Below are 26,269 nucleotides of genomic sequence, written 5' to 3'. Positions count from 1 at the left end.
TTTTTTGTATTTTTGAAACTATTCAAAAAGTTAAAAATGAAAGTAAAATCAATCTTTGCAACAGCAGCCGTTATTTTTTATGTTGGTGCCCAAGCTCAATCTATGACCAATTCTAACTATCCCAAAGCCTTAAAAGGAACTCAAGTTGACCAATATTTCGGAACATCAGTTGCAGATCCATACCGTGATCTGGAAAACGATTCCGAAGCGACTAAAAAATGGGTGGACGAAGAAGTAGCGTACAGCCAGAATTATCTTTCCAAAATCCCCTTCAGAGAAACAATTAAAAACCAATTGAGAGATATCTGGAATTATGAGAAAATAGGAGCGCCGTTCAAAGAAGGTGATTATACTTATTATTACAAAAACAATGGATTACAGGCACAATCGGTACTTTACAGGACTAATAATAAAACCAAAAACGTTGAGGTTTTCCTTGACCCCAATACTTTTTCTGATAAAGGAACGACTTCGCTTTCCAATTTGTCATTCAACAAAAAAGGCAACCTTGCCGCTTATTCTATTTCTGAAGGTGGAAGTGACTGGAACAAGATCATCATCATCGATGCGATTACCAAAAAACAAATTGATGACACTTTGCTTGATGTGAAATTTAGTGGGATTGCCTGGAAAGGCGACGAAGGTTTCTATTATTCCAGCTATGACAAACCGAAAGAAGGAACCGTTCTTTCCGGAATGACGGATAAACACAAAGTCTATTTTCACAAATTAGGCACAAAACAATCCGAAGACCAGTTGATTTTCGGTGGTGAGAAAATGCCAAGAAGATATCTGACTGCAGATGTTTCCGAGGACCAAAGATTCCTTGTTATTTCGGCGGCTAATGCTACTAACGGAAACGAATTATATATCAAAGATCTGAAAAATGGCGGTGACTTTGTACAGATCAACAAAGGCTTTGACATCAATGCTGATATTGTGGATACACAAGGTGACGACCTTTTTATATTCACAGACAAAGACGCTCCGAATAAGCGTTTGGTAAAGGTCGGCATCAAAAACCCAAGCCCGGAAAACTGGAAAGATGTGATTCCTGAAACTGAAAATGTGTTAAGCATCTCTGAAGCTGGCGGTTACTTTTTCGGAAAATATATGAAAGATGCGATTAGCCTTGTAAAACAATTCGATAAAACAGGAAAATTGGTCAGAGAAATTGCATTGCCTGGAAAAGGAACAGTTTCCGGATTTGGAGGAAAAAAAGAGGATAAAGACATCTACTATTCTTTCACTAATTATATCACGCCGGGAACGATTTATAAATACAATGTGGCATCCGGAAAATCGGAAGTTTATCAAAAACCAAAAGTGAAATTCAATCCGGAAGATTATGTTTCTGAGCAGGTTTTCTACACTTCAAAAGACGGAACTAAAGTGCCGATGATGATCAACTACAAAAAAGGAACTAAGTTGGACGGAAAGAATCCGACGATCCTTTATTCTTACGGCGGTTTCAACATCAGTCTTCAGCCAAGTTTCTCTGTAGTCAATGCCATCTGGATGGAAAACGGTGGAATCTATGCCGTTCCGAATATCCGTGGAGGTGGAGAATATGGAAAAAAATGGCACGATGCAGGAACCAAACAACAAAAGAAAAACGTGTTTGATGACTTCATTGCGGCGGGCGAATACTTGCAGTCGAAAGGTTACACTTCAAAGGAATATATGGCACTTTCTGGCCGTTCCAACGGTGGACTTTTAGTGGGTGCGACAATGACGATGAGACCGGATCTTGCAAAGGTAGCTTTTCCTGGTGTTGGCGTTCTGGATATGTTGAGATATAACAAATTCACGGCTGGTGCTGGTTGGTCTTATGATTACGGCACAGCAGAAGACAGCAAAGAGATGTTCGATTATCTTAAGTCTTATTCGCCAGTTCACAATGTAAAAGCAGGGACCTGCTACCCGTCAACAATGATCATTACCAGTGATCACGATGATAGAGTAGTGCCGGCACATTCTTTCAAATTTGGTGCTGAGTTGCAGGAGAAACAAGCTTGTAACAACCCAATTTTGTTAAGAATTGAGAAAAATGCGGGTCACGGCGCTGGTCGTTCCACGGAACAAGTGATTGGTGAAAATGCTGATCTTTTGAGTTTTGCATTATTCGAAATGGGAATCAAATCCCTGAAAAAGTAAAATTGCAATTATTATGATAAAAAAATCCCGAAATTAGTTTCGGGATTTTTTGTTTTTGGACAATAATTTGATACAAAACAAATCACTCATTTAAATCTTTATAACTATGAAAAAAACCACCTTAATTACAGGATTTGCTGTTGTTTTAGCATTAGTTTCCTGCAAGAAGAATGACACCAAAATGACTTCCGAGTCTTATTCCACGGAAACAACCGTTACTGATGAAAATGGTAAAGTCGATAGCGTTACAACAACTTCTATGGAAAAAGAAATTAATGGCAAAAAAATAACATCTGTTTCCTATCCTTATAAAACCAGTGACGGAAGCCGGGCCAAAGCCACTTTTAGCGATAATGGCAAATCCAAAACTATTACCATCGAAGCGAATAATATGAAATATGTTCTTGATTTTGTGAAGGCCACACCAACAGGAGAGCTATATGAAAGAAATAGCATTTCTGCAGAATCTTCCGAAGATTCGCTTCTGATTTCTCAAGGGAATAATATTATTCATTTGGGTAAAATTAAATAAAAAATAAAAGGGGTTTAATAATTTTAAACCCCCTTTTTACCTTCCAGAAGCATTTCTATCATTTTGATTTTCCGGCGTTCACGCGTTTCCTCTTTCTTAGCGTCTTCTATCCAGCGGATGTATTCTTTTCTATGTGTGTAAGACATTTTATTATAAAATTCTTTCGCTTTTTCATTTTGATTGAGTAATTCCTGAACATCGTCGGGAACAGTAACGACTCGTTCTTCTTTGTCTTCCCAAAGCTTAACATCCACAATCTCTCCGAATGTTTTCCCCAATTCCTTTCTGATAACCTGAGTCAATCCCAGCCTATGACATCCGCCGCCCATATTCGCCAGGCTGCTTCTGTATTCCACTTTGTCATCAAGTAAAACTTTGACTTTGACCTGTCCTTTCTTTCCAAATAATTCATTCGTATCAAAAGGAAAATTGATAAATGCAGCATTGATATCTTGGTGTTGCTGGATTTCTGCAGAAAAAATAATTGTGTGATTCATATAATAAAAAAGCTAAATCAAAATTAAAAATATTATTTTCGCAAAAACACTTTTTTATGAAAACATATTTTATTTTATTTCTCAGCTTATTCCTTTTTTCCTGTAGTTCGTCTTCTGATGATGAGGTGCGGGAATCTGTTCCACAATTAACAACGAAAGATATCAGTCTGGATGATGACGGGCTTCTTAAAATTGGTGGTAAAATAACCAATACCGGAGGAAGTCAAATTTCCAGAGTCGGAGTTATTTGGAGTACTTCCGCCAATGTTTCCTTAGAAAATTATGCAACTGAAGATAAAGAAGAACTGTTTTCTTCCAATGAGGATTTTGAATTCAGATCCAAAAAAATATTCTTGCCTAATACAACTTATTATTTCCGCGCTTTTGCCCAAAATAATAAAGGAACAGCTTTAGGAAATGTGGTTTCTTACAAGTATAGGAATGTAATAGAGACCCTGGATCCAACAGAAATTACCACAGTAAGTGCTACTCTTAATGGTAAATATTATCAGCCTTTAGGAAATCTTTCTTACGCAGGTTTCGTATATGCAACTCATTCAGAACCAACTATTTTTGATAGTAGTGCTGCTTCTGCTGCTACTTTAGGAACAATGAACTTTAAAGTACAATTGACGGGGCTTACAAGAAATACAGAATATTACATTCGGTCATATACTAAGATTGATAATAGGTATTATTACGGAGAAGAGAAGAAAATAAAAACGGCTGGCTATTTTGGTCCGGCTGGTGGAATTGTAGCTTATGATAAAGGTGTTACTACCGATGGTTGGAGATATCTTGAGATAAGCAACAAAGATGTTGGAAAAAATTATTGTTCTACAATGCCCCCAATGTGTAGGTTTGGAGCTGCTTGGAGTGAAACAAATAATTACATAGCGGGTACGTCAGAAAAAATGGGCGAAGGTCCTAATAATACTAATTTTATTATCAGCAAAATATCAGGAGATACTGCGGCTAAATTTTGTAAACAATATTCAGTCAATGGTTATTCGGATTGGTTTTTACCTTCCAAAGCAGAAGCAGAAGTAATCTTTACAAGTATAAGAAAGGGAGGAATGTATTTAAACTCAGGATTGGTTTCTTGGACATCTTCCGAAATTAATTCTAACGAAGCCTATTTGATTTACGGAGATGGTTCTACAAGTGGACAAAAATACGCAGATTATAAAACCTATCCAGTTAGAAGATATTAAAATTGAAACAAATTGAACATAAAAAATCCCAACAGTTAAGTTGGGATTTTCATTATATAAAAGTATTGTTTATTAAATCTTGGAAAGCAAAGTCCTGAAATTCACCTTCTCATCAATAATCCTTCTCAGTTCAGAAACCGGAACCCTTTCCTGCTCCATTGTATCTCTGTATCTTAAGGTTACGGTATTGTCGTTCAAAGAATCGTGGTCAACCGTGATACAGAAAGGAGTTCCGATTGCATCCTGTCTTCTGTAACGTTTTCCGATGCTGTCTTTCTCTTCAAAAATCACATTGAAATCAAACTTCAGATCATTGAAAATCTTGTCAGCAAATTCAGGTAAACCATCTTTCTTAACTAATGGAAGAATTGCTGCTTTTACAGGTGCCAAAGCCGGCGGAAGACTCAAAACAGTTCTTTCCGAACCGTCTTCCAAAACCTCATCTTTCAGAGAGTTGGAGAAAATCGCCAGGAACAATCTGTCCAGGCCAACCGAAGTTTCTACAACATAAGGCACATAATTCTCATTTCTTTCCGGGTCAAAATACTGGATTTTTCGACCGGAGAATTTCTCGTGCGCCGAAAGGTCAAAGTCTGTTCTACTGTGGATACCTTCCAGTTCTTTGAATCCAAACGGGAAATTAAACTCAATATCTGCAGCAGCATTAGCATAATGTGCCAATTTCTCGTGGTCGTGGAAACGGTAATTGTCTTCGCCTAAACCAAGTGCCAAGTGCCAGTTAAGACGCGTTTTTTTCCATTGCTCATAGAATTCCAGCTCAGTTCCGGGAGGTACAAAATATTGCATTTCCATCTGCTCAAATTCTCTCATTCTGAAAATAAACTGTCTCGCAACAATCTCATTTCTAAAGGCTTTACCAATCTGAGCAATCCCGAAAGGTAATTTATGACGAGAAGTTTTCTGAACGTTAAGATAATTCACAAAAATACCCTGAGCCGTTTCCGGTCTTAAGTAAAGGTCTGTTGCAGAATCTGCAGAAGCACCCAATTTAGTTCCGAACATCAGGTTGAATTGTCGCACTTCCGTCCAGTTTTTAGAACCAGTATCCGGGTCAGCAATTTCCAATTCCTCAATCAAAGCTTTGACATCCGCAAGGTCTTCTTTCTCAAGGGATTTTGCCAATCTGGAAAGGATTGCCTCTCTTTTTGCTCTGTATTCCAAAACTCTTGGATTGGTCGCTACAAATTCAGCTTTGTTGAAAGCGTCACCAAAACGCTTTGCCGCTTTTTCTATTTCTTTATTTTCCTTGTCTTCGATTTTGGCGCAGTAATCTTCCACCAAAACATCCGCACGGAAACGTTTTTTAGAATCTTTGTTATCAATCAACGGGTCGTTGAACGCATCCACGTGTCCGGAAGCTTTCCAAATGGTTGGATGCATAAAAATGGCAGAATCAATCCCAACGATATTTTCGTTCAGCTGAACCATCGCTTTCCACCAGTATTGTTTGATGTTATTTTTCAGTTCTGCGCCATTCTGTCCGTAATCGTAGATGGCCGAAAGTCCGTCATAGATTTCGCTGGAAGGAAAAATAAAACCATATTCTTTAGCGTGGGAAACCACTTTTTTGAAAACATCTTCTTGCTTTGCCATAATTTATGTTGAATTGAAGTGCAAAAGTAGGAATTTTACAGCAAATTTTTCGTATTCATTTTTATAGGATTTGGGCGCAACCCTTTGTTTCTCCAACGCTTTTACCAAACCAAAACAAGCGGGTCGTTCTACGGGCAGTCGCTTCCCAAAAAACTTTGCAAAGTTTTCTGGGAGAGCTCCAACAATGCCCTCCGCACTTGCGCAGTCAGCATTGTGGTTATTTATTCCTCAAAACCTTTTTCCAAAGTCTCGAGAGATTGGATAACAGCCGCAATTTTTTCCCTCTGCCTTCTCACTTGTTTCGGTCTTATGAAAAACCAAGTGATCGCCATCCAAAAAAAAGTTAATCCATAAGATAAAATAACTCCCAGCATAGACAGCCGTAAAGCAAATTCATAAAAATAAAAGGCTAAACCTAATCCAAGCAAAATGTAATAAATGCTGATTCCTCTCGTCTGCATATAAACTTGCTGCTTTTCCAGTTTTTTTATCGCCGACAGATATTCCTGATTGCTTGTAGAAGGATTGATTTTTCTGATAACATTGATGTTTTGAGTAAACAAATAAGCATACATTCCAATCGCGATGAGAATCAGAATGATTCCTAATCTTGTTGTGAACATTCGGAAATCAATCACGTTCCAAATGGCAACAATTCCGGCTGCCGTTGCCAGCATACAAATCAGCATTCTAATATCAGCAAGAAGCTGTTTTCTTTTATAAGTATTAGCTTTTTTAATAATAGATTGTGTGTCAGGCTTATTAGATTCTTTCTGTTTCCAGAGTTCCTGAAAGTTATAATTGGTTTTCATGCTTTCTGAATTTTTCGGTTAATTTTTCTTTGATTCTGTGGATTTTGACTCGAACATTAGTTGGAGAAATTCCGACGACTTCAGCAATTTCTGCCTGTTTCATTTCCTCGAGTTCCAGGGAAATAATGATTCTTTCCAGCTCGGGTAATTCGGAGATGCATTGGTAAAGAAAATCCGTCATTTTATCTTTTTCCAGCTTGTTGTCTTTCTCAGAATTATCCTTGATTTGATAAGGCAATTCGCTTTTGGGCATTCGTTTTTCCAGATTGATTTGCCTTAGACAGATATTCGTCGCAATTCTGTAGATCCAGGTTCCGACCGCTGCTTCCTGACGGAATTTTGGCAATTGCTGAAACACAGCGACAAATGTTTCCTGACAGAGATCTTTTGCCAATTCATCATCATTCACATAACCCATACAAAGCCGAAAAATCCGTTTCCAGTAATCGTGATAAATGTCTTCGAAGTTTAAAATCTGCATTGGCTTATTTTAGAGTTTAGAGAATATTCAATCAAAAATGTTACAATCTAAGTGAAGATAAAATCTTTTTATTGTTCTTAAAGAATTGATGATGTGAAAATCTCTACTTTTGCCCAATGTTAGACATTCTTTATCAAGACGACTACCTGATTGCTATCAACAAACCGAGCGGACTTTTGGTTCATAAGTCAAAATATGCCGGGCCGGCAGACGAGTATGCGGTAGAAAAATTGACGAACCAAATCGGAAAAAAGGTTCATCTTGTTCATCGTTTGGACCGGAAAACATCGGGCGTTTTGCTATTTGCTTTTGATAAAGAAATACTTAAATTAATCAGTGATCAATTTATGAATCGGGAAGTTGAAAAAAAATATCTGGCGATTCTGCGTGGTTGGACGAAAGAGGAAGAAACGATTGATTATGATTTGACGAATGAAAATGAAATCGTTCAAAATGCTGTAACCTACTACAAACGACTAATGATTTCCGAAATTGATTTACCATTTCTGAAACATCCAACGTCTCGTTATTCTTTGGTAGAAGCGATTCCGGAAACAGGCAGGTTTCATCAATTGAGAAAGCATTTCAAGCATATTTTGCATCCGATTTTGGGCTGCAGAAAACACGGTTGCAATAAGCAGAATAAATTGTGGTTGAATACGTTTAATGTGACTGCAATGCCTTTGCATTCGCACCAGCTTAATTTTAAACATCCCATTACCAATCAGCATATTTTCCTCAATGCGAGTTTGAATGTGAATCCCGGCTTTTTAGAAATTGGAAAAATCTTAGGTTTTAATCTTGAGGCGTATATTTAGCTTTTGAAGACCATAAAAACAAAAGCTTCTCAGGAAAGAGAAGCTTTTGTGATCATTTTTACTAACTATTACTTTTTGATGATCTTTTTGCTGACAATATTGTTATCGGAAGTTACAATTCTAAGAACATAGACACCATTTGGAAGTTTGGAGACATTCATTTCACTGCTCTTCGTTTCAAGGAGTTTTTTACCGTCCATACTGTAAAGTGCAACAGATTTCAGGTTTTTATCACCGATGTGTAGAACATCAACAACCGGATTCGGGTAAACCAAAACTTTGGCTTTGTCTCCGGAAACTTCTCCTGTTGCTAAAATGTCAAAATCCAAGTTATAACCTAATAATCCCAAATCCGAGGAAGCAATGTAAATCAATGCATTCTTGTCCGAGAAGTCAATTGTCACAGAGCCTGTTTCTGTATATAAAAGATCTGAACGGTCTACAGTTTTCCAGTTATTTCCATGATCTACGGAATAATGAATATTAAATTGGGTATACATAGAAGAATAGGTTGCAGCAACCAGAACACCGTCATTAACATCAGAATAATCCACTTTGAATGCCATAAAATCAGATACCTGTTTCCAGGTTAAACCTTTATCATTTGAAATAAAGACACCTTCCGAAGTCCCTAAAGCCAATTGGTTGAGATTTTTAGGGTTCTGAACAATATCAAAAATTGCAGCTTCAAAAGGGAAATTAGCGTCAATTGTAACTGCTGTCCAATCTGTTCCGCCATTCGTTGTTTTATAAATTTCTGAACCTACCAAAATGAAAAACTCGTCCGAAATATTGTTCGGATGCAGGATTTTGTAAACCGGCCCTTGTGCCGGAAGTGGGATGTTGGTCACTACAATATCATTCGGATTGTTGAAATTGATTTTGTCCAATTCGCCCTGATTCCAATTACTAAATGTTGCAAAAATCTGGTTATTAACCTGTGGATCCGGGATCACATTTGTAAGTCCGCTAGTGAAGGTTTCAAATATAGAAGAAAAATCGGCGCCGAAATTATTGCTTATCGATAAGGTAGAGCCCGTGAAACCTCCTTTGAAAGAATAAACTCTGCCTTCTTTTTTAGAATCCGGTATATAAACCGGACCATTATTATTAGTAAAAATATTAAGAGCTTGGATTTGGTAGGCATTTTCAGAATTGTCTGCCAGATTCCTGTGAACAAAACCATTCTGGACACTATAGAAAAGATGTTTCGAAGTCTCGGTTTCGTAAAGATTTACTCTTCCTGTAGAACTGAAATATGGCGTCTGAATCTGGGTTAAAGTTGTTCCGTTATCTGTGGAAAACAAAGGTTTGTAATTTGCAGTAATGAATAATTCTCCGGCTTTGAAAGGGTTGAAGCTTGCTTTTATTCCGTAGTAATAGCTGTCCAGATTGTCATAAGGATATTCTACGCTTTGCCAGGTTGCGCCACCATCTTTTGAGGAGACTATTTCGTCTTCTTCCAAAACAATGATGTGGTTGTTGTCCAGCGGGTTATATTTGATGTCGATAATATTGTTCAGAATTCCGTTGCTACCCCAGGCGATATTTTTATTCTCCCATGTTATTCCACCATCAGTAGAATGATGAAGATTTTCCGGGCATACACCAAAACTGATGTCTGTTCCCGCATAGATTTCATTAGGATTATTCGGGTTGAATTCCAGCGTGCTGAGAACGCTTCCTTCAAGCTTTGTTGTGAAAGAATCGCCGCCGTCACTGGAGATCATCAATCCACCATAGACACCCTGACTTCCATTTCCGTTAGCAATGTAGATTTTATTTTTGTCTGCAGGACCAAAAGCCACATAGCTTGTGATAATATTGTTGTGATCCATAGAATAATAGATTTCCTTCCAGTTTTGTCCGCCGTCATTGGTTGTATAAACACGGTTGGCTGTTCCAAATCCAACAGGAAACTGTGAGCTCACAATCAGATTGTCTTTATCATCGCCGAAGAAATTGTAGGCTGAAACATACGCACCTTCGGAAAAATTCGGCATAGAGAAGGTTTTTGTGATCGCTTTGGTAGCAATATCGAAAATATGAACCTCACCGATTCCGCCCTTCAAAGTTGAGAAAGATAAAAACGATCCGTCTTTGCTGATGTTCAGTTTGGTGATATTTCCAATTTCCGTTGGAACTGAATAAAACACATCCCAAGAAACACCATTGTTGTGTGAAACCAAAATGTGGTTGGTAATTGTAGTGGCATAGATGGTATTTTGTTCCTTCGTGCTATAAGTAACTTCAAATATTCTCCCAAATTCATTTTTGCCCAAAACCTGCATCTGAGCATCAACTTTATTGGTAAAAAGCGCCAATAAAAATCCCGCTAAAAGAGTAAATTTTTTCATATATCCAATTTTATCTAACAAATGTTATGATAAATGTTAGTAAAGCAAAAAAATTAAAAAGAAATAGTAGGACGCTGTCTCAGAAATAAAGTGACATTTTTGCTAAATACTTGTAATATAGTTGTATAGATCTAAGTTTTCATCGTGTCCCATTTTCTTGATGATGCGCTCTTTTCTCTTACGGCAAGCCTCCGGAGTGATGTTAAAAATGGTAGAAATCTCTTTGATGGAAAGATTCATAAATACATAAGAGAGAAATCGGATATCGTTTGAATTGAGATCGGGATGAAGTTGCTTCAATTTGGAAAGAAAACCTTGGTTGACTTCTTCGAAATGAACCAGAAAGCTCTCTTCTTCATGGGTTTGTTTTTGTAAAATTTTGAATTGCTTAATGATATTATTGATGTCCACATTCTGTAAATCATCAGATTCACGGGATAGCGTTCTGATAAGGTCGTCTATCAGTTCTATTTTTGTAGAGAGTTGTAAAGCTTTGGTTGTCAGTTTTCTATTTTTGGCTTCCAGTTCATTTTTGAACTTCTCCTGTTCCAAAAGCGCAAGAACTTCTTTTTCTTTTAACTGATTTTCAAGAATTTCTTTATTCTTTTTCTCTTTTTCGAGTTCCAGTCTGGCAATTTCCGCATTATTCTGCTCGATTATCTTTTGTTGTTTGTTTTTGACAATGCTATTTCTTAAAGCCCAGAAAATAATTAAAACTACAAAAATGGCGAGCAAAAAACCTTTGATAAAAAAAGAACGTTGAGATGTCAGTTTTCCTTGACTTTCCGCCAAATCTTTCTGAGAATTCTGAAGCTCAAATTTGATTTTACTGTTTTCGAAAAGTTGTCCGTTTTTGATCCTGTTGACCGAATCTTTTACAACCATTATCGAATCTTTGTAAGAAACAGCCCGATCTATATCATTGGCTTTTTTGTAAAGTTTGCTGAATCTCTCGAAAAGATTTTCTTTGAAATCATAATTCAGATTGTTTTTCTCGGCCAGTTGCAAAAAATGAAATGCCTTTTGGAGGTCATTTCTTTGTTCGGCAATCATTGAAAGATTATAGAAAACCTGTGTTTTATGCTCAGCATATTCTACGCCATTCAGCTTCGGAAGCAGTTCATTAGCCAGTTTTTCAGCTTCATCATATTGTTTGAGGTTAACAAGCGTTTCCATATCAGTAGACTTTGCCAGCAGATAATATGGTGAATCCGCAGTTAACTTCAGCGCTTCATCAATGTATTTTTTTGCTGTTTTGTGATCGCCTTTTTCGTTGTAAACAATCGTCAGGTTTATTGCATATAAACCCTTGGAAGTGTTATTGTTAACTTTTCCTGCGAGTTCATAAGCTTTTGAAAAATAATCTTTGGCTTTATCGATTTTGTTATCCCGGGAATAGAGAATCGCAATGTTATTGAGAACTGTCATTTCCGATTTTTCATCCAGATGGGCAACAGCAATTTTGTAAGCATCCAGATAATTATTAAGTGCTTCGCCATAATCCAGCATCATATAATAATTGGCACCAATATTATTCGTAGATAAGAATTCTTCGCGATACCAATGGTTGTCCTGAGCAATTTTCCGAGTTTTGGTCAGGATTTGCAGAGATTTTGTAAAATCCTTTTTATTCATTGCTTCTACACCTTTAATAATCATTTTTTCGCAATCTTTTGGTGTCATTGCAAAAGTCCTGAAAGGCAGAAAAAAGAGGAAAAATATATAAATTAAACTTCTGTAAAAAGCAGTTGAAATCATTTAAAGCTTGAGATAAAATCCAAGTAAAGATATAGATTTTGGATCATTTTTTCTGAATTCTTAGAATATCAAACACAAAGGCAAAAAATCTATTTCACTATAATTGTTTTGGGGCACGAAGAAAATTGAAGATTTTAAATGCATAGTGCCTTATAAACACAAGATATTTAAGATTAAACTTTGTGCCTTTGTGTTTAACTCTCATTTAACTGATTTTTATAAAGCCATTTTCCTCACAAAAACGTAAATTTGTAAAACTTTTCTCCGATGTACAAAAGCCTCATTCGCCCGCTTCTTTTCAAATTCGACCCCGAAGAAGTTCATCATTTTACATTTTCTTTTCTTAAGAATTTCGGATTCCTTGCCAAATTATTTCTACCAAAACCAATTGAAGATCGACGTCTTGAACGTGAAGTTTTTGGATTGAAATTCAAAAATCCCGTTGGATTAGCCGCGGGTTTTGATAAAGATGCAAAATTGTTTAACGAATTGTCTGACTTAGGATTCGGGTTCATAGAAATTGGAACTTTGACCCCAAAATCGCAGGCTGGAAATGATAAAAAAAGATTATTCAGGTTAAGGGAGGATTCTGCAATTATCAACAGAATGGGCTTCAATAATGGTGGTGTTGACGAAGCAATCGAAAAGTTGAAGAAAAATAAAAATGTTCTGATAGGTGGAAACATTGGAAAAAATAAAGCCACACCGAACGAAGAAGCCGTAAATGATTACAAGATCTGTTTCGAGAAATTATTTCCTTACGTGGATTATTTCGTCGTGAATGTCAGCTCGCCAAACACACCAAATCTACGTGAACTTCAGGATAAAAAACCGCTGATGGAATTGCTGTCGACACTGCAAAGCCTCAATCTTGAAAAGCCCAAACAAAAGCCAATTCTCTTGAAAATCGCGCCAGATTTGACAGATGAACAGCTTTTGGATATTATTGATATCGTTAAAGAAACACAGATTGCCGGTGTAATTGCAACCAACACGACTTTGTCGCGAGACAATTTAATTTCAGAAAATAAATCCGAAATGGGCGGATTATCCGGAAAACCTTTGACAAAACTTTCAACAGAAGTCATTAGATTTTTATCCGAAAAAAGTGGAAAAGCTTTTCCGATTATCGGTGTTGGCGGAATTCATACAGCGCATGATGCTTTGGAAAAACTGAAAGCTGGCGCAAGTCTTGTTCAGCTTTACACAGGATTCATCTACGAAGGTCCGGAATTAATCAATCAAATCAATCGGGAAATTCTTCGACAAAAAATTTAGATTATGGAATTAATTACACTCAAGATTTTCAATACAGAAATCGAAGCGGAAATGCTCAAAATTTTCTTAGAAACGAATGAAATCGAAGCATTTGTTTTCGGAAATGTCCTGGCAAATACTTATAATCTTTTTAATACAACAAGTGGTGGCGTTCAATTAAAGGTCTCGGAAAATGACTTTGGAAAAGCTAATCAATTGATGAATGAATTTTATAATACAGATAATTAAAACCCTTTCAGAGTTCAAAACTCTGAAAGGGTTATTAAAAATCGTCTGATCTAAAACTTAAAATCTACACCAATGTAGAAATTCTGTTTCATAATCGGCGCATAAACCATTCCGCCATCAAAGTAATTTCCAAACGGATTTCCAGCATCCAGAATCGCCACTTTTTGCTGATAACCGGTCAGATTCTCTCCACCCAAATAAACTCGGATTTTCTCTGAAAAATTTCTGGAAATCTGAGCATTCAAAGTAGAATAACTTGGCGAATAATCTCCAATCTGGAATTCTGCCGGATTCGATCTGGTGTTCGGAAGTCTTTGTTTTCCAACTAAATTTAAAGTTGTATCAAAACTCCAAAATCTGCCTTTTTCAGTTTTATTAGTTGAATAAGCTAGATTAGCAAATCCACGATGTTTAGCCATAAACGGTACTTTTTTCAGTCCGCTCAAGTAATCTAAAGCGACATCGTAATATTTATAGGCAATTCTGAATTCCAGATTTTTTACCGGCTGAAAATCCCATTGTGTCTGGAAACTGTTGGCAAAAGATTTTCCCTCAAGATTATAAAACAAAATTTTCTGAGCAGATTCATCCAAATCTGTCACAACCTGATTTTGGAAATCTGTTCTGAAAAAATCAGCCAAAACGGTCGACTTTCTTCCAAACAATTTGAATTCCTGCTGAAGACTCACACCATAATTCCAAGCAATTTCTGGCTTTAAACCGTAGATTTCACCACCATTATTGATGATTTGGATTTGTCGGTTGGATGCAAAATAAGACTGACTTTCTGCAAAGATATTCGCAGTTCGGAAACCTCTTCCCGCCGAAATTCTGAAAATCGTTTTCGGAGTCAAATCATATTTGAAATTCATTCTTGGTGTAAACTGCGTTCCCGCAAGATTGTGAAAATCAACACGAGCACCTGTTACCAAAGTGAATTTTTCGCCTGTCAAAGTATATTCTGCAAATAATCCGGGAACGGTTTCCGTTCTTTTGTAATTGTCCAAAAGATAATCTTCATCGTATTTGTCATAAAGAAAACTTGCACCAACTTTATACTTGTTGTTCGTATTTCCGATGATGCTTTCGAAAATCAAATTAGAGTAATAAGAAGTCTCTTTTCCGAAATAATTTCTCAATCCGAAAAAGCTATCTTGCTGATGATAAGTCAGTTGATTCATCCAACCCAAGCTTTGGTAAGGTTTCCCTTTGAAAACATAACCAGTTTTATTCCAAACCTGAAATCTCGAAATATCAATCCCAACACCATAAAGCGATTGGTCTTTTTGCGGAATTCTTTTGTTAAATCCGATTTGTCCTGCTGTTCTTTCGTCTTTCAGATAATTAATTCCGAAATGTGAAGCGAATCCAGAGTTTTCCAAATCATTGTAATTCAGTAAATAAGCTACATTGAGCTGACTGCCTTTTGGTCTGTCAAGAAAACCGTCATCGTTCATATCTGTATCACCAAAAGTTCCGTTGCCGTGGAGCAAAACACTTTGCGTCCATTTGCCGGAAATTGGAGAAGTATGAGTTACATTCGCTTCAACACGACCGTTGTTATCAGAAAACAAATTGATTTCCGTTTCAGCTTTTTTAGCATCATCTTTCGTTTTCAAAAGTTCGGTATTGATTTGTCCTGTGATACTTTCGTAGCCGTTTACAACCGTACTTCCTCCTTTGGTCAACTGGATTCCGCCAATCCATTTTCCAGGAATGAAATTCAGTCCATAAGGCGAAGCCAATCCACGGATTTCAGGTAATTGTTCCTTGGTAAGAAGCGTATATTTCTGGTCAAGTCCAAGCATTTTCAATTGCTTAGTTCCTGTAACCGCATTGCTGAATGACACATCAACAGTCGCATTGGTTTCAAAACTTTCGGAGAGGTTGCAGCAAGCGGCTTTCAACAATTCTTTGGAACTGATATTGAAAATCAATCCTGCTTCTTTTTTGCTGATAGCTGTTGCTTCTTTTTCCCTCGTCAGTTTTACACCTTCAATCTGGTTCGTTTTCGCATCAGAATCTGAGTGATGTTCAAGTGTGTCATTCGGTTTTTCAAAATCAGAACCTCTCGTGTAGAGACAGCAAGCAGGCAGATTTTTATAAGCTTCTTCAGGTGCTTTGAATTTCTCATTATCGTGACCAACTTCAGCGATTTGTTTCAGGATATCATCACATTTGACTTTCGATTCGTCAAGTGTCATTGTCAAAGTCTGATTACTGGCTGTCCAGTTGGCGGTTGTTGCGCCGGCTTTCAAGGCTGCTTTTTCTATTCTTGCTTTACATTGTCCGCAATTTCCTTTTACCAAAAATTGTTCTGTAACGGTTTGTGCAAAAGACAATACGGAACAAACGAGCAGCACAGAAAACATAAGTTTTCTACTTAAATAATTCATCGTCAAAAATTTAAATTAATTACTTAAGCTCGCAGACTTGTTTTGTATCGGCATTTTTCGCCATTTTTTTGCTGTTGTCAGGACGGTCGTATTGGCAGCAAGCATCCAAATCGTCATAGACTTTGTCAGAAGCACGGAACATTTCGTTGTCGTGACCAACGTCGGCTACGCTTTTCAGGATAGATTTTTTGTCCGTTCTGGAAGCGTCATAACTCACAGTCAGGACTTTTTTGCTCATACTCCAGTCGGCTGACTTTACGTTTTTGTCAGACTTAGCAGCCGTTTCGATGCGTTCTTTGCACATTCCGCAGTTGCCTTCTACTCTGGCTTTGAAGGATTTGGTTTGAGCAGAAAAATTGGAGAATAGAAATATTGAAAGGAATAAAATTCCTGATTTTATGATTGTATTCATTTTGATTAATTTTAATTGTTTTGTAATAAAGACTCTTCGACTTCGCTCAGAGTGACATTTCTAATACTAACTGTTTATTCTTCAAACTTGTCAGGCTGAGCCTGTCGAAGCCATTTAAATAAAAAAAATTAACCAAGTTTAGGCGGTTGCCAAATATTGAAAGTTCGCGCAAGTGGCGATTGTGAGTTGTAAGAAAATTGATTGTTGATTGTGAAAAACGGTGTTTTCAGTTTGTTGTCTGAATTATTCAAAACAACCGAAAAAACAAATCCCGAGCTGCAGGTCTTGCAAGTGGTGCAATTATCTTTGCAGTCTTTTTCTTTTTTGGAATCGTGATGACAAGAATCTGATTTTTTCTCATCCTTTTTGCAACAGTCAGAAATGTTTTTCTGAGCTTCGCAACAAGAAATCTGAGCAACTTGAGCATTAAAGTTCTGCTTCGGAAATACAAAAATTCCCAAACAGAAAATCATTAATATCAGTTGCAGTTTTCTCAGCATCACTTTGCAAAATTATGAAATGTAAAATAAATGAACCACAAAACGCACAAAGATTTTCACAAAGCACACAATCATTTGACGAAGTCAAAACTTTGTGACCTTGAAAATATTCGAATATCAAAAAAACCTTGTGACCTTTGTGTTAAAAAATTAGTAAATTTTTTGTGTCTTTTGTGGTTCAAAAAACTATTTCTCAGTTTTCACAAGCGCTTTTTTTCTTCTCAAAAAGTAAAATACCAATCCGCCAATTAAAACAATCGGCCAGATAGAAATCACAAAAACAAATAATTGCTGAATCAAATAGAATCCTTCCACAAAAGCATTTTTCACATCATACAAAAAATTGTATTTGTATTCATTATCAATATTTTTGGTATTGATGATAGGGATTTTCGCAACACTCGTTTTTGGTTCTTTGATGAAAATATCAACAGTGGAAAATTTTAGATTATCTGCAAGAATTTCGTCAGAATATTTCTGCATATTGGCTTCGGACATATTATTGTCGTCCAGTTTGACTTTGTCTTTTCCGGCTTTCAATTGAGAAATATTGGATTGAGTTTTAGCTTGTCTTTCAGATTCCAATTTCGCTAAACGGATTCCTGCAGAAACATCTTCCGCAGAGATAATTCTGGAATTAAGAAACACTTTTTTGTCATTAATGAAATCCAAAAATTCGCCTAATTTCTGAGTAGGAACTCTAACTTGCATCCTGTTCTGATTCTGGAATTTTCTAATCAATATCGCCGATTCATCCGATGTATTGTAAGTATCTTCCGACAATGTCTGCGTCTCCATCCTACTCTTGGTCACAAATCCGCCCAGTGATTGAAGCTGCTTCTCAATCGAGATTGTCGCATCATAAACATCCTTCACTTCCATATCCACTTCTGCGGTTCTCACAAATTGCCGGTCTTTTACATTTTGCGTGGCAGCCATAGAAATACTGTCGGAAACTGATGCGCTGTCAATTGCATAATCTGCCGATGCATAAGCAGATCCAACTCTTTCTGACTTTTTACAGGCGAACAAAGTCAAAGCAAGTAAACAGATTGATAAGATTTTAGTTTTCATAATACATATTTTGAAATTAATATTTTTATATGGGGCAGCTATTTCCGCGCTCCGTTCCCGCTATTTTTGTCCAAGCTTTTGCCAAGCAAAAAAATGAGCTCCACTCAGCTCGGGCTGCAATCGTATGACGTTCCAAAAGATTGGTTAAGAGTTTCTTTTGTTTCTGTCTGACTCAAAATTGATAATTAAGATGAAAGCTATTTTGCAAATCAATCCGAAACACTTTGTAAACCTAACTTAAGTTTTAAATTGTTGATTTTTAGCATTTTGTAAAGCTAATTTTCAGAAAAAAGTTAGATCATCAGCTATTTGTAAAAGATTTTTAGGAATATTAATTGCATTCTACAAGAAAACAGGAATCAATGAACACCACTATTTCCAAAATCAAAGGAATTTTCAATCTTCTGAAACATATCGATATAGATCAGATTTCCAAAATCTCGCAAAAAGTTGACCTTCCAAAATTAATGGACCAATTCTCAAAATTAGATGAGAATCAAATCAAAGGCTTGACAAAAATGCTGGATTCTTCCGGAAAGAAAAAAGAATTACCTCCAATCAATGGCGATTTTTATGAACTGCATATGAAACTGACGGATGAACAAAGAGCAATTCAGTTACAGGTTCGTGAGTTTATGGAGAAAGAAGCAAAACCTTTGGTCAACAGATATTGGCTTACAGACGATTTCCCACACGAACTTATTCCCAAATTCAAAAAACTGAATCTCTGCGGTGTCACCTACGAAGGTTACGGCTGCCCGAATTTACCATTCCTGATGGAAGGTGTCATTGCAATGGAAATCGCCAGAGTTGATGCGTCATTGGCTACATTTTTTGGCGTTCAGTCCGGATTGTCAATGGGCTCGATTTATATGTGCGGTTCCGAGGAGCAAAAGCAAAAATATCTCCCGGGAATGCAGCAATTCGATTTGATCGGCGCATTTGGATTGACCGAGCCTGAAGTTGGTTCCGGTGCTGCTGGTGGATTGACGACAACATGCAAAAAAGTTGAAGGCGGCTGGGTTCTGAATGGGCAGAAAAAATGGATTGGAAATGCCACTTTTGCAGATGTGATTATCATTTGGGCAAGAGATTTAGATGACAATCAAGTTAAAGGTTTCATTGTTGAAAAAGATACACCAGGTTTTGAAGTCGAAAAAATCAAAGGAAAAATGGCACTTAGAATTGTGCAAAACGGACTCATCACAATGAAAGATTGTTTCGTTGCCGATTCCCAGAAAATGGAACACGCCAACAGTTTCAAAGACACTGCAAAAGTCCTTCAAATGACAAGAGCCGGTGTAGCGTGGATGGCGACAGGCTGCGCTAGAGGCGCTTACGAAAGTGCTTTGGATTACACCAGAAAACGGAAACAATTCGGAAAACCGATTGCTTCGTTTCAATTAGTTCAGGGACATTTGGTAGAAATGTTATCCAATTTAACTGCCATGCAAACCTTGGTTTTCAGATTGTCAGAGATGCAGGATGCCGGTATTCTGAAAGATGAACACGCATCTTTGGCCAAAGTTTTTTGTAGTTTGAGAACTCGTGATGTGGTGGCGCAGGCAAGAGAAGTAATGGGCGGAAACGGAATCTTATTAGAACACGATGTTGCCAGATTCGTTGCCGATGCGGAGGCGATTTATTCCTACGAAGGAACGAAAGAAATCAACTCGTTGATTGTCGGTCGCTCGATTACGGGAATGAGTGCCTTTGTTTAACTATCTTATGATAATGGAATCTAATGTTTGATTCAGTAAATTTACACAAATGAAACGCTTGCGTTCCATCTGAACTTTAAAACAATAGAAACAGCAGATGAAAAATGTATTTTTTTTAATATTAATCAGCTTATTTTTGCACCAATGTGCGCATCAAAAAGTGGATTTAACCAAACCTCAACAACCAACAACAATGGAAGATAACACACACGTCAACAATCCTTATTACTCAAGAACTGATAAAACCAAATTAAATGTTTCCAATGAAGAATGGAAAAAAATCCTTTCACCAGAAGTTTATGCTATTGCTCGTGAAGCCAATACGGAATATCCTTTCACCGGAAAATATAATGATTTTGATGAAGTCGGCGAATATTATTGTGCGGTTTGCGGTAATCATTTATTCCGCTCAAGCTCCAAATTTGCGAGCACTTGCGGCTGGTCGAGCTTCTTTGAAGCAGACAAAGACGGTGTGACTTACAAAAGGGATTCATCCCACGGAATGGAACGTATCGAAGTGCTTTGCAAACGCTGCGATTCTCACTTGGGACACGTTTTCAATGACGGACCGCCGCCGACCGGAACCAGATATTGTATGAATTCCGTTAGCCTGGATTTTCAGCGAGATAAGAAATAAATCAATCCCGAATTATTCGGGATTTTTCTTTGATATAACTTAAATTTGTAAGATTAAATCTAATTATAAGTTGAAAACAATATTCATTACCGGAGCCACTTCCGGAATTGGGAAAGCGACAGCTGTTTTATTAGCACAACATAAAAACAGATTGATTATATGCGGCAGAAATCAAATCATTCTCGAAGAACTTAAAACTGAATTATCCCAACAAACCGAAATTTTTAGTCTAAACTTCGATGTTCGTAATTCGGATGAGGTTTTTTCTGCCATTAATTCACTTCCGGAAGATTGGAAAAATATTGATGTTTTAATCAACAATGCAGGAAATGCTCACGGACTCGACCCGATTTCCGATGGAAACATAGACGATTGGAATGCAATGTTGGACGGGAATATAAAAGGTTTATTATATGTTTCTCAGCCGATTATCAAACTGATGAAAAATAGAGGAAATGGGCAAATTATTAATATCAGTTCGGTAGCGGCGAGACAAACTTATGCTAATGGCGTTGTTTATTGTGCTTCCAAAAAAGCGGTCGATGTCATCTCTGAAGGAATGAGAATTGAGTTGACGGAATTCGGAATTCGCGTGACAAATATTCAGCCAGGTGCTGTGGAAACTGATTTCTCGAAAGTAAGATTCAAAGGAGATGATGAAAGAGCAGCGACAGTTTATGCAGGATATGAACCGTTGCTTCCGGAAGATATTGCAGATACGATTGCTTATTGCATCAATGTTCCGGAGAGAGTTTCCATTGCAGAGATTGCGATTTATCCAAAAGCGCAAGCTGAGCCGAGAACGATTTATAGAAATTAATTGTTATGATAATTAGAATTCTTTTATTGTTCTTTTGTTTCACTTTTGTTTTTGGAATTTCTCAAAATAAAAAAGAGAAAACATTATTAAGCCAGGTTTCAAAATTGGATTCAATGATGCAGAATAATGATTCTAAGGTTTTGGATTTATTTTCTGATGATGTTTCCTTTGGACATTCTAACGGCTGGATTCAGAATAAAGAAGATTTCAAAAAAGATTTCGAATCCGGAAAAGTAAAATATCAGTCGGTTAAACAAACGGACTTGAAAGAATTCAAAATCAAAAATAAGTTCGCAAACATTCGTAGAATCATTGCTGTCAAAGGACTTTACAAAAATGAAATATTCGAAATGAAATTGTCTGTCCTCGAATTCTGGATTCGACAAAAAAGGATTTGGAAATTGTGGAGCCGGCAAAGTGTGAGTCTGAAATAATTCTTCCTTAATCCTTACATTTGCAATATGAAAATCCTTCACATAGAAACCTCGTCCAAAAACTGTTCTGTTGCCATTTCTGATGGTGAAAATCTGCTTTGCCTTTGCGAGGAAGTTTCCGATAATTATAAACAATCCGAAAGTCTTCATTGTTTTGTAGAATGGGCGTTGGAAGGCGCAGAGATTTCTCTGAAAGATCTGGATGCGATTTCTCTCGGAAAAGGCCCGGGTTCTTACACAGGACTCAGAATTGGAGCGGCTTCTGCGAAAGGATTTTGTTATGGACTTAAACTGCCGCTGATTGCCGTTAATTCTTTGGATTCTATGGTTGAAGAATTTGTTAATCAAGGGTTTGAATTGATCATTCCTTTGATTGATGCCAGAAGAATGGAAGTTTATACTGCTATTTTTGATGGAAAATCCGGCGAAATGATTTCTGAAACCGAAGCTAAAATTCTCGATGAAACTTCTTTTTCAGAATTGACTTACAAGAAAGTTTTATTCATCGGAGACGGTGCAAAAAAAGCACAAGAAATTTTCAATCTTCCGAATGCAGAATTTAAGTTTGATATTTATCCATCAGCAAAAGGATTGATTAAAAAATCTGTTGAGAAATTTGATCAAAAGGACTTTGAAAATGTCGCTTATTTTGAACCTTTTTACCTGAAAGATTTTCAGGGAGTTAAAAAGGCTGACAGAATTAAAAAAACATAATTGATGAAATATTTTTTTCTACTACTTTTATTCTTGAGTAGTTTCTACTATTCTCAGTCAGAAATTTTAGACAAGTATCCTCCAGGTGTATCTTTTTATGAAAAAGGAGAATTAAATTTTTTAAAAGAGCTTCAAGATGCGGCAAAAGAAAATGATATCAAATCCTGTGATAAAAAAACAGATTTTTATAAATTATCTTGGATTGTCTATCCCGATAAAACTATAAAATTCATAAAGGATCCGGATACAGTAAGTGTAGGAAAAAGCAAATGTGCGTATGATTTTGCGAAAAAAACCTTCAAATATCTTAAAGACTGGAATCCCGTAATTATTAATGGAAAATCTTATGCCGCTTTAGTTCAGTATGAAATTTATCCCTCTGATATTCTTGCTTTTAAAATCTCGGATAATTTGACTCCTGATTTTAAACAAGCAGAATACCCTGGCGGATATAAAAGATTTCATTCTGATATTGAAAGAATTATTCAAAATACAATGTCAAAATATCGGATAAATTTGAATAATGAAACAGTAAATGTCAGTTTTAAAATTTCTAAAGAAGGGTATATGAAAGATATAAAATTTTCTCCTAATATTCCTTTCAGAACAATTGATGATTTGTTATTGGATTTTAAAAAATTAACGAAATGGAAACCAGGAACCCGAAATGGAGTTGCTGTTGAAACATCTTATAATATGCCTATGACATTCGTTTATTAGCGATTACTTCTTAGAAATACGATACAATTTACCGCTGTCGGTAATTGCATACAGATTTCCGTCTTTTCCGTCAAAAACATCACGAAATCTCTCGTGCTGATCTTCTAGGAGTCGCTCTTCACCAACAACTTTGTTGTTTTCGAGAATGATTCTGTTGATTTTTTCTCCGCTTAGACAAGCGATGAAAAGATTGTTTTTCCATTCCTGGATATTTCCGGTATAAAAAGTGATTCCGCTTGGTGAGATTACTGGATCCCAATAATAGACCGGTTGTTCCAGCCCTTCTTTTTTCGTCAATCCATTATTGATTTTTTCCCCGGAATATTCGATTCCATAAGTTATCGTTGCCCAACCGTAGTTTTTTCCGGCTTTGATGAGGTTGATTTCATCGCCACCTCTTGGTCCCATTTCTGTTTCCCAAAGTTCTCCGGTTTCCGGATGAATCGCAATTCCCTGCGGATTTCTATGGCCATACGAATAGATCTCAGGCTGCGCTTTAGAATTTCCGATGAAAGGATTCCCTGCTGCCGGTTTTCCATTTTTATCAATTTTAATAATTTTTCCTAAATAAGCTTTTAAATCCTGAGCTAACGGACGCGTTTCCAGATCTGATCTTTCACCTGTGCTTACAAAAAGATTCCCGGATTTGTCAAATGCCAATCGGCTGCCATAGTGTAACCGTCCGTCATAAGATGGCGTTGCCCGGAATATTACTATTGGATTTACAATTTTATTTCCTGATAATAATCCTTTTCCGACAGACGTTAGATTCCCTTTTTCATAAGGTTCTGAAAATGTCCAGTAGATAGTTTGATTATTTTCAAAATCAGGGTCGATCACAATATCAAGTAGTCCTCCTTGTCCGCGACTATCTGCTTTCGGAAGTCCGGTTATTTTTGTCACGGATTTACCGTCCGGTGAAACAAGATTAATGAAACCTGTTTTCTCTGTAACCAAGAAATTATGATTTGGTAACTGTACAATTCCCCAAGGCTTTCCGAGGTTTTTGTTAATTACGTCTACGTTATACTCTGTCTGTGTTTTGTAACCCATTACTCTTGTTTGGCCAACAAATGCAGGTTTGTAATCCGAGTTTGGTTTTTCCTTTTCAACAGGCGGAAGATTTTTGATTGATTCTTTTTCCTGACAGGAAACTAAAATGGTTGAAAAACAAAATGCTGACAGAATAATGGATCTTAACATAACAGAAATTTTCTCTAACGAATGGAAAAATAATGCCAGTAAAATTTGTTAGTTTGAATTTTAATTCTACATTTGTAGAATTAATTTTATATTTGTAGAATGAAAGAACAAAAATTAACCGATGCAGAAATTGTTTTAATGGAGATTCTTTGGAAGAAAGAAAGGGTGTTTATGAAAGATATTCTTGAAGAATATGCGGAACCAAAACCTGCTGCAACTACTATTGCAACACTTCTAAAAAGAATGCAGAACAAAGATTTGATAGGCTACAAAACTTATGGAAACTCAAGAGAATATTTTCCAAAAGTGAAAAAAGAAGATTATTTCCAGGAAGAAATGTCTTCTATGATTGACCGTTTTTTTAATAATTCTGTGAGCCAGTTTGCATCATTTTTCACTTCGAATGCAAAATTGTCTCAAAAGCAATTGAAAGAACTTCGAGACATTATTGACAAAGAAATAACAGACTAAAATGTTAACCATTATTTTCAAAATAATCCTTTGTTCATCATTATTGATCGGGATTTATTATTTGGTTTTGCGAAAAGAAAAAATGTTCCGGTTCAACAGGTTTTATCTTTTGTTGGCTTTGGTTTTTTCTTATGTAATTCCGTTTGTAAAAATCAATCTTCCTGCGGTTTCTCAACAGAAGAAAGAATTGATTTTTGACGAAATCCAAACACAACAATTGATTCAGACTACAACTCAAGCAACTGATTTTAATTGGATGAATTTGATTGTTTCAATTTATATTTTAATATCAATTGGTTTGATTATCAGAACTGTAATTTCAATTAGAAAAATTATTAGTCTGAAAGGACAAGAGATTAATTATCAAAATCAAAAAGTAAAATTAGTTGAGAAAAATTTGCCTCCGTTCAGTTTCTGGAACAAAATCTATCTGAACAAAAGTTACTTCGAAAAAGGGCAAATCGATAACCGAATTTTTCAACACGAGAAAACACATATTGTTCAGAAACATTCTTGGGATATTCTGTTTTTACAACTGTTGAAAATTATTTCCTGGTTCAATCCAACCTTATATTTTTATAAAAAAGCAATGACAGATAACCACGAGTTTTTGGCTGATGAAAGTATTATTCAACAAAAAAATAATGTGAAAGATTATCAAACATTGATTCTTTCAGAAATTCTCCAAACCCAGAATCTGAACCTGACACACCAATTCAATTACAATAACACCAAAAAACGATTTATTATGATGACCACAAAAAAGTCAAAATTCGAAAAAGCAAAAAAACTGTTTGCTGTCTCTACTTTTGCCGGATTAAGTATTATGTTTATACAGAAAGTTTACGCTTCGGAAGCTAAGCTTGAAGGCAAATCTAACATTCCTGAAATTACTACAAATAATTTTGTAAAGCTTGATACAATTCCGAGTAAAAAAGCGACTCAAGCCAATATAAAAATCAAAGGAAAGAAAAATATTCCGCCTCCACCACCTCCAACAGAGATGAAGGAAAATGAATTGCCGATTCCGCCACCGCCACCTCCAGCAAGAAATTTAGCTCCTGCGGAATTCCCCGAAGGATTGACTGCATTGAGAACGAATTTTATGAATGCCTTTGATTCATCATCTTTAAGTGGAAAAGGAACCCTGAAAAGCAACTTGTATATTTCCATCGATGAAAATGGAAAAACGACCAATATAAAAGCAGACGGACCCAATTCAAATTTTAATAATGAAGCGATTAAAGCTCTCAAAGCTGTTACTCAAGATAAAGTGTGGAAACCAGCAACAGAAGACGGAAAATCCGCTGCAACTGTTTTTCAATTGCCGATAACCATGAAGTTTGAATAACAATTTGAATAATAATTAATTCGAACCGTGTTGAAGTTTAAAACTTTGACACGGTTTTTGGTTTGTAGAA

The 26,269-nt window shown here is 36.4% G+C and carries 25 protein-coding genes; 14 read left to right on the top strand and 11 right to left on the bottom strand.

Annotated features, from left to right (window positions below; translation table 11 throughout):
- The first annotated feature begins 102 nt into the window (after positions 1 to 102).
- Together QOL71_RS04700 and QOL71_RS04695 are read left to right on the top strand one after the other, a co-directional pair.
- Positions 103 to 2,157 (top strand): prolyl oligopeptidase family serine peptidase, encoded by a 2,055-nt coding sequence (locus QOL71_RS04700; protein WP_379953393.1) that lies wholly within the window; start codon positions 103 to 105, stop codon positions 2,155 to 2,157.
- 106 nt (positions 2,158 to 2,263) lie between these two features.
- Positions 2,264 to 2,689, top strand: a complete 426-nt coding sequence (locus tag QOL71_RS04695; protein ID WP_283415809.1) for a hypothetical protein — start codon at positions 2,264 to 2,266, stop codon at positions 2,687 to 2,689.
- A gap of 23 nt (positions 2,690 to 2,712) precedes the next feature.
- Here the strand turns inward: QOL71_RS04695 and QOL71_RS04690 are convergent, their stop codons facing one another.
- Positions 2,713 to 3,186: a YdeI/OmpD-associated family protein gene (locus tag QOL71_RS04690; RefSeq protein WP_283415808.1), complete on the bottom strand. Its 474-nt coding sequence runs from the start codon at positions 3,184 to 3,186 to the stop codon at positions 2,713 to 2,715.
- Positions 3,187 to 3,242: 56 nt separating this feature from the next.
- On the opposite strand from QOL71_RS04690, the gene QOL71_RS04685 reads away from it, so the two are divergent.
- Positions 3,243 to 4,400, top strand: coding sequence for a hypothetical protein (locus QOL71_RS04685; RefSeq protein ID WP_283415807.1), 1,158 nt, complete (start codon positions 3,243 to 3,245; stop codon positions 4,398 to 4,400).
- Between the two features lie 72 nt (positions 4,401 to 4,472).
- On the opposite strand, the gene QOL71_RS04680 is transcribed toward QOL71_RS04685, so the two are convergent.
- The 3 genes from QOL71_RS04680 to QOL71_RS04670 form a co-directional block, all read right to left on the bottom strand.
- Positions 4,473 to 6,014: a glycine--tRNA ligase gene (locus tag QOL71_RS04680; RefSeq protein ID WP_123282317.1), complete on the bottom strand. Its 1,542-nt coding sequence runs from the start codon at positions 6,012 to 6,014 to the stop codon at positions 4,473 to 4,475.
- A 221-nt stretch (positions 6,015 to 6,235) separates the two neighbouring features.
- Entirely contained in the window at positions 6,236 to 6,826 is a 591-nt protein-coding gene (locus QOL71_RS04675) for a hypothetical protein (RefSeq protein WP_283415806.1), read from the bottom strand.
- The gene (locus tag QOL71_RS04670; protein ID WP_283415805.1) at positions 6,810 to 7,307 is read right to left on the bottom strand and encodes an RNA polymerase sigma factor; all 498 of its coding nucleotides are present in this window, start codon (positions 7,305 to 7,307) and stop codon (positions 6,810 to 6,812) included. The genes QOL71_RS04675 and QOL71_RS04670 overlap by 17 nt, the downstream gene beginning before the upstream one ends.
- A gap of 116 nt (positions 7,308 to 7,423) precedes the next feature.
- Here QOL71_RS04670 and QOL71_RS04665 point away from each other — a divergent pair, with 116 nt between their 5' ends.
- Entirely contained in the window at positions 7,424 to 8,125 is a 702-nt protein-coding gene (locus tag QOL71_RS04665) for a pseudouridine synthase (RefSeq protein ID WP_283415804.1), read from the top strand.
- Between the two features lie 68 nt (positions 8,126 to 8,193).
- Here QOL71_RS04665 and QOL71_RS04660 read toward each other — a convergent pair whose 3' ends face one another.
- Both QOL71_RS04660 and QOL71_RS04655 read right to left on the bottom strand, forming a co-directional pair.
- Entirely contained in the window at positions 8,194 to 10,482 is a 2,289-nt protein-coding gene (locus tag QOL71_RS04660) for a T9SS type A sorting domain-containing protein (RefSeq protein ID WP_283415803.1), read from the bottom strand.
- A gap of 102 nt (positions 10,483 to 10,584) precedes the next feature.
- Positions 10,585 to 12,141, bottom strand: coding sequence for a tetratricopeptide repeat protein (locus QOL71_RS04655; protein ID WP_283415802.1), 1,557 nt, complete (start codon positions 12,139 to 12,141; stop codon positions 10,585 to 10,587).
- Positions 12,142 to 12,507: 366 nt separating this feature from the next.
- Here QOL71_RS04655 and QOL71_RS04650 point away from each other — a divergent pair, with 366 nt between their 5' ends.
- Complete coding sequence (locus QOL71_RS04650; protein ID WP_283415801.1) at positions 12,508 to 13,518, top strand: quinone-dependent dihydroorotate dehydrogenase; 1,011 nt, start codon at positions 12,508 to 12,510, stop codon at positions 13,516 to 13,518.
- 3 nt (positions 13,519 to 13,521) lie between these two features.
- Positions 13,522 to 13,746, top strand: a complete 225-nt coding sequence (locus QOL71_RS04645) for a putative signal transducing protein (RefSeq protein WP_283415800.1) — start codon at positions 13,522 to 13,524, stop codon at positions 13,744 to 13,746.
- Between the two features lie 50 nt (positions 13,747 to 13,796).
- On the opposite strand, the gene QOL71_RS04640 is transcribed toward QOL71_RS04645, so the two are convergent.
- From QOL71_RS04640 to QOL71_RS04625, 4 genes are all read right to left on the bottom strand, one after another.
- Positions 13,797 to 16,142, bottom strand: coding sequence for a TonB-dependent receptor domain-containing protein (locus QOL71_RS04640; RefSeq protein ID WP_379953386.1), 2,346 nt, complete (start codon positions 16,140 to 16,142; stop codon positions 13,797 to 13,799).
- 19 nt (positions 16,143 to 16,161) lie between these two features.
- Positions 16,162 to 16,554: a heavy-metal-associated domain-containing protein gene (locus QOL71_RS04635; protein ID WP_283415799.1), complete on the bottom strand. Its 393-nt coding sequence runs from the start codon at positions 16,552 to 16,554 to the stop codon at positions 16,162 to 16,164.
- 128 nt (positions 16,555 to 16,682) lie between these two features.
- Positions 16,683 to 17,054: a hypothetical protein gene (locus QOL71_RS04630; protein WP_283415798.1), complete on the bottom strand. Its 372-nt coding sequence runs from the start codon at positions 17,052 to 17,054 to the stop codon at positions 16,683 to 16,685.
- A 186-nt stretch (positions 17,055 to 17,240) separates the two neighbouring features.
- A complete protein-coding gene (locus QOL71_RS04625) occupies positions 17,241 to 18,128 on the bottom strand; it encodes a DUF4349 domain-containing protein (protein WP_283415797.1) in 888 nt (295 codons plus the stop codon).
- Positions 18,129 to 18,490: 362 nt separating this feature from the next.
- Between QOL71_RS04625 and QOL71_RS04620 the strand changes: the two genes are divergently transcribed.
- From QOL71_RS04620 to QOL71_RS04595, 6 genes are all read left to right on the top strand, one after another.
- Positions 18,491 to 19,849: an acyl-CoA dehydrogenase family protein gene (locus QOL71_RS04620; protein ID WP_283415796.1), complete on the top strand. Its 1,359-nt coding sequence runs from the start codon at positions 18,491 to 18,493 to the stop codon at positions 19,847 to 19,849.
- 193 nt (positions 19,850 to 20,042) lie between these two features.
- Positions 20,043 to 20,486 (top strand): peptide-methionine (R)-S-oxide reductase MsrB, encoded by a 444-nt coding sequence (msrB, locus tag QOL71_RS04615; protein WP_283416061.1) that lies wholly within the window; start codon positions 20,043 to 20,045, stop codon positions 20,484 to 20,486.
- A gap of 70 nt (positions 20,487 to 20,556) precedes the next feature.
- A complete protein-coding gene (locus QOL71_RS04610; RefSeq protein WP_283415795.1) occupies positions 20,557 to 21,306 on the top strand; it encodes an SDR family NAD(P)-dependent oxidoreductase in 750 nt (249 codons plus the stop codon).
- 5 nt (positions 21,307 to 21,311) lie between these two features.
- The gene (locus QOL71_RS04605) at positions 21,312 to 21,740 is read left to right on the top strand and encodes a nuclear transport factor 2 family protein (protein WP_283415794.1); all 429 of its coding nucleotides are present in this window, start codon (positions 21,312 to 21,314) and stop codon (positions 21,738 to 21,740) included.
- Positions 21,741 to 21,767: 27 nt separating this feature from the next.
- Positions 21,768 to 22,454 (top strand): tRNA (adenosine(37)-N6)-threonylcarbamoyltransferase complex dimerization subunit type 1 TsaB, encoded by a 687-nt coding sequence (gene tsaB / locus QOL71_RS04600; RefSeq protein WP_283415793.1) that lies wholly within the window; start codon positions 21,768 to 21,770, stop codon positions 22,452 to 22,454.
- Between the two features lie 3 nt (positions 22,455 to 22,457).
- Positions 22,458 to 23,174, top strand: a complete 717-nt coding sequence (locus QOL71_RS04595) for an energy transducer TonB (protein ID WP_283415792.1) — start codon at positions 22,458 to 22,460, stop codon at positions 23,172 to 23,174.
- 3 nt (positions 23,175 to 23,177) lie between these two features.
- Here the strand turns inward: QOL71_RS04595 and QOL71_RS04590 are convergent, their stop codons facing one another.
- Positions 23,178 to 24,377, bottom strand: a complete 1,200-nt coding sequence (locus QOL71_RS04590) for a PQQ-dependent sugar dehydrogenase (RefSeq protein WP_283415791.1) — start codon at positions 24,375 to 24,377, stop codon at positions 23,178 to 23,180.
- 99 nt (positions 24,378 to 24,476) lie between these two features.
- Between QOL71_RS04590 and QOL71_RS04585 the strand changes: the two genes are divergently transcribed.
- The gene (locus tag QOL71_RS04585; protein ID WP_283415790.1) at positions 24,477 to 24,848 is read left to right on the top strand and encodes a BlaI/MecI/CopY family transcriptional regulator; all 372 of its coding nucleotides are present in this window, start codon (positions 24,477 to 24,479) and stop codon (positions 24,846 to 24,848) included.
- A 1-nt stretch (position 24,849) separates the two neighbouring features.
- A complete protein-coding gene (locus QOL71_RS04580; protein WP_283415789.1) occupies positions 24,850 to 26,199 on the top strand; it encodes a M56 family metallopeptidase in 1,350 nt (449 codons plus the stop codon).
- Positions 26,200 to 26,269: the final 70 nt, after the last annotated feature.

Origin of the sequence: Epilithonimonas pallida, assembly GCF_900182975.1 — a bacterium.
Lineage (GTDB): Bacteria > Bacteroidota > Bacteroidia > Flavobacteriales > Weeksellaceae > Epilithonimonas > Epilithonimonas pallida.
Note: the sequence above shows the minus strand (reverse complement) of the source record. Positions and strands in the feature narration are given on the sequence as shown.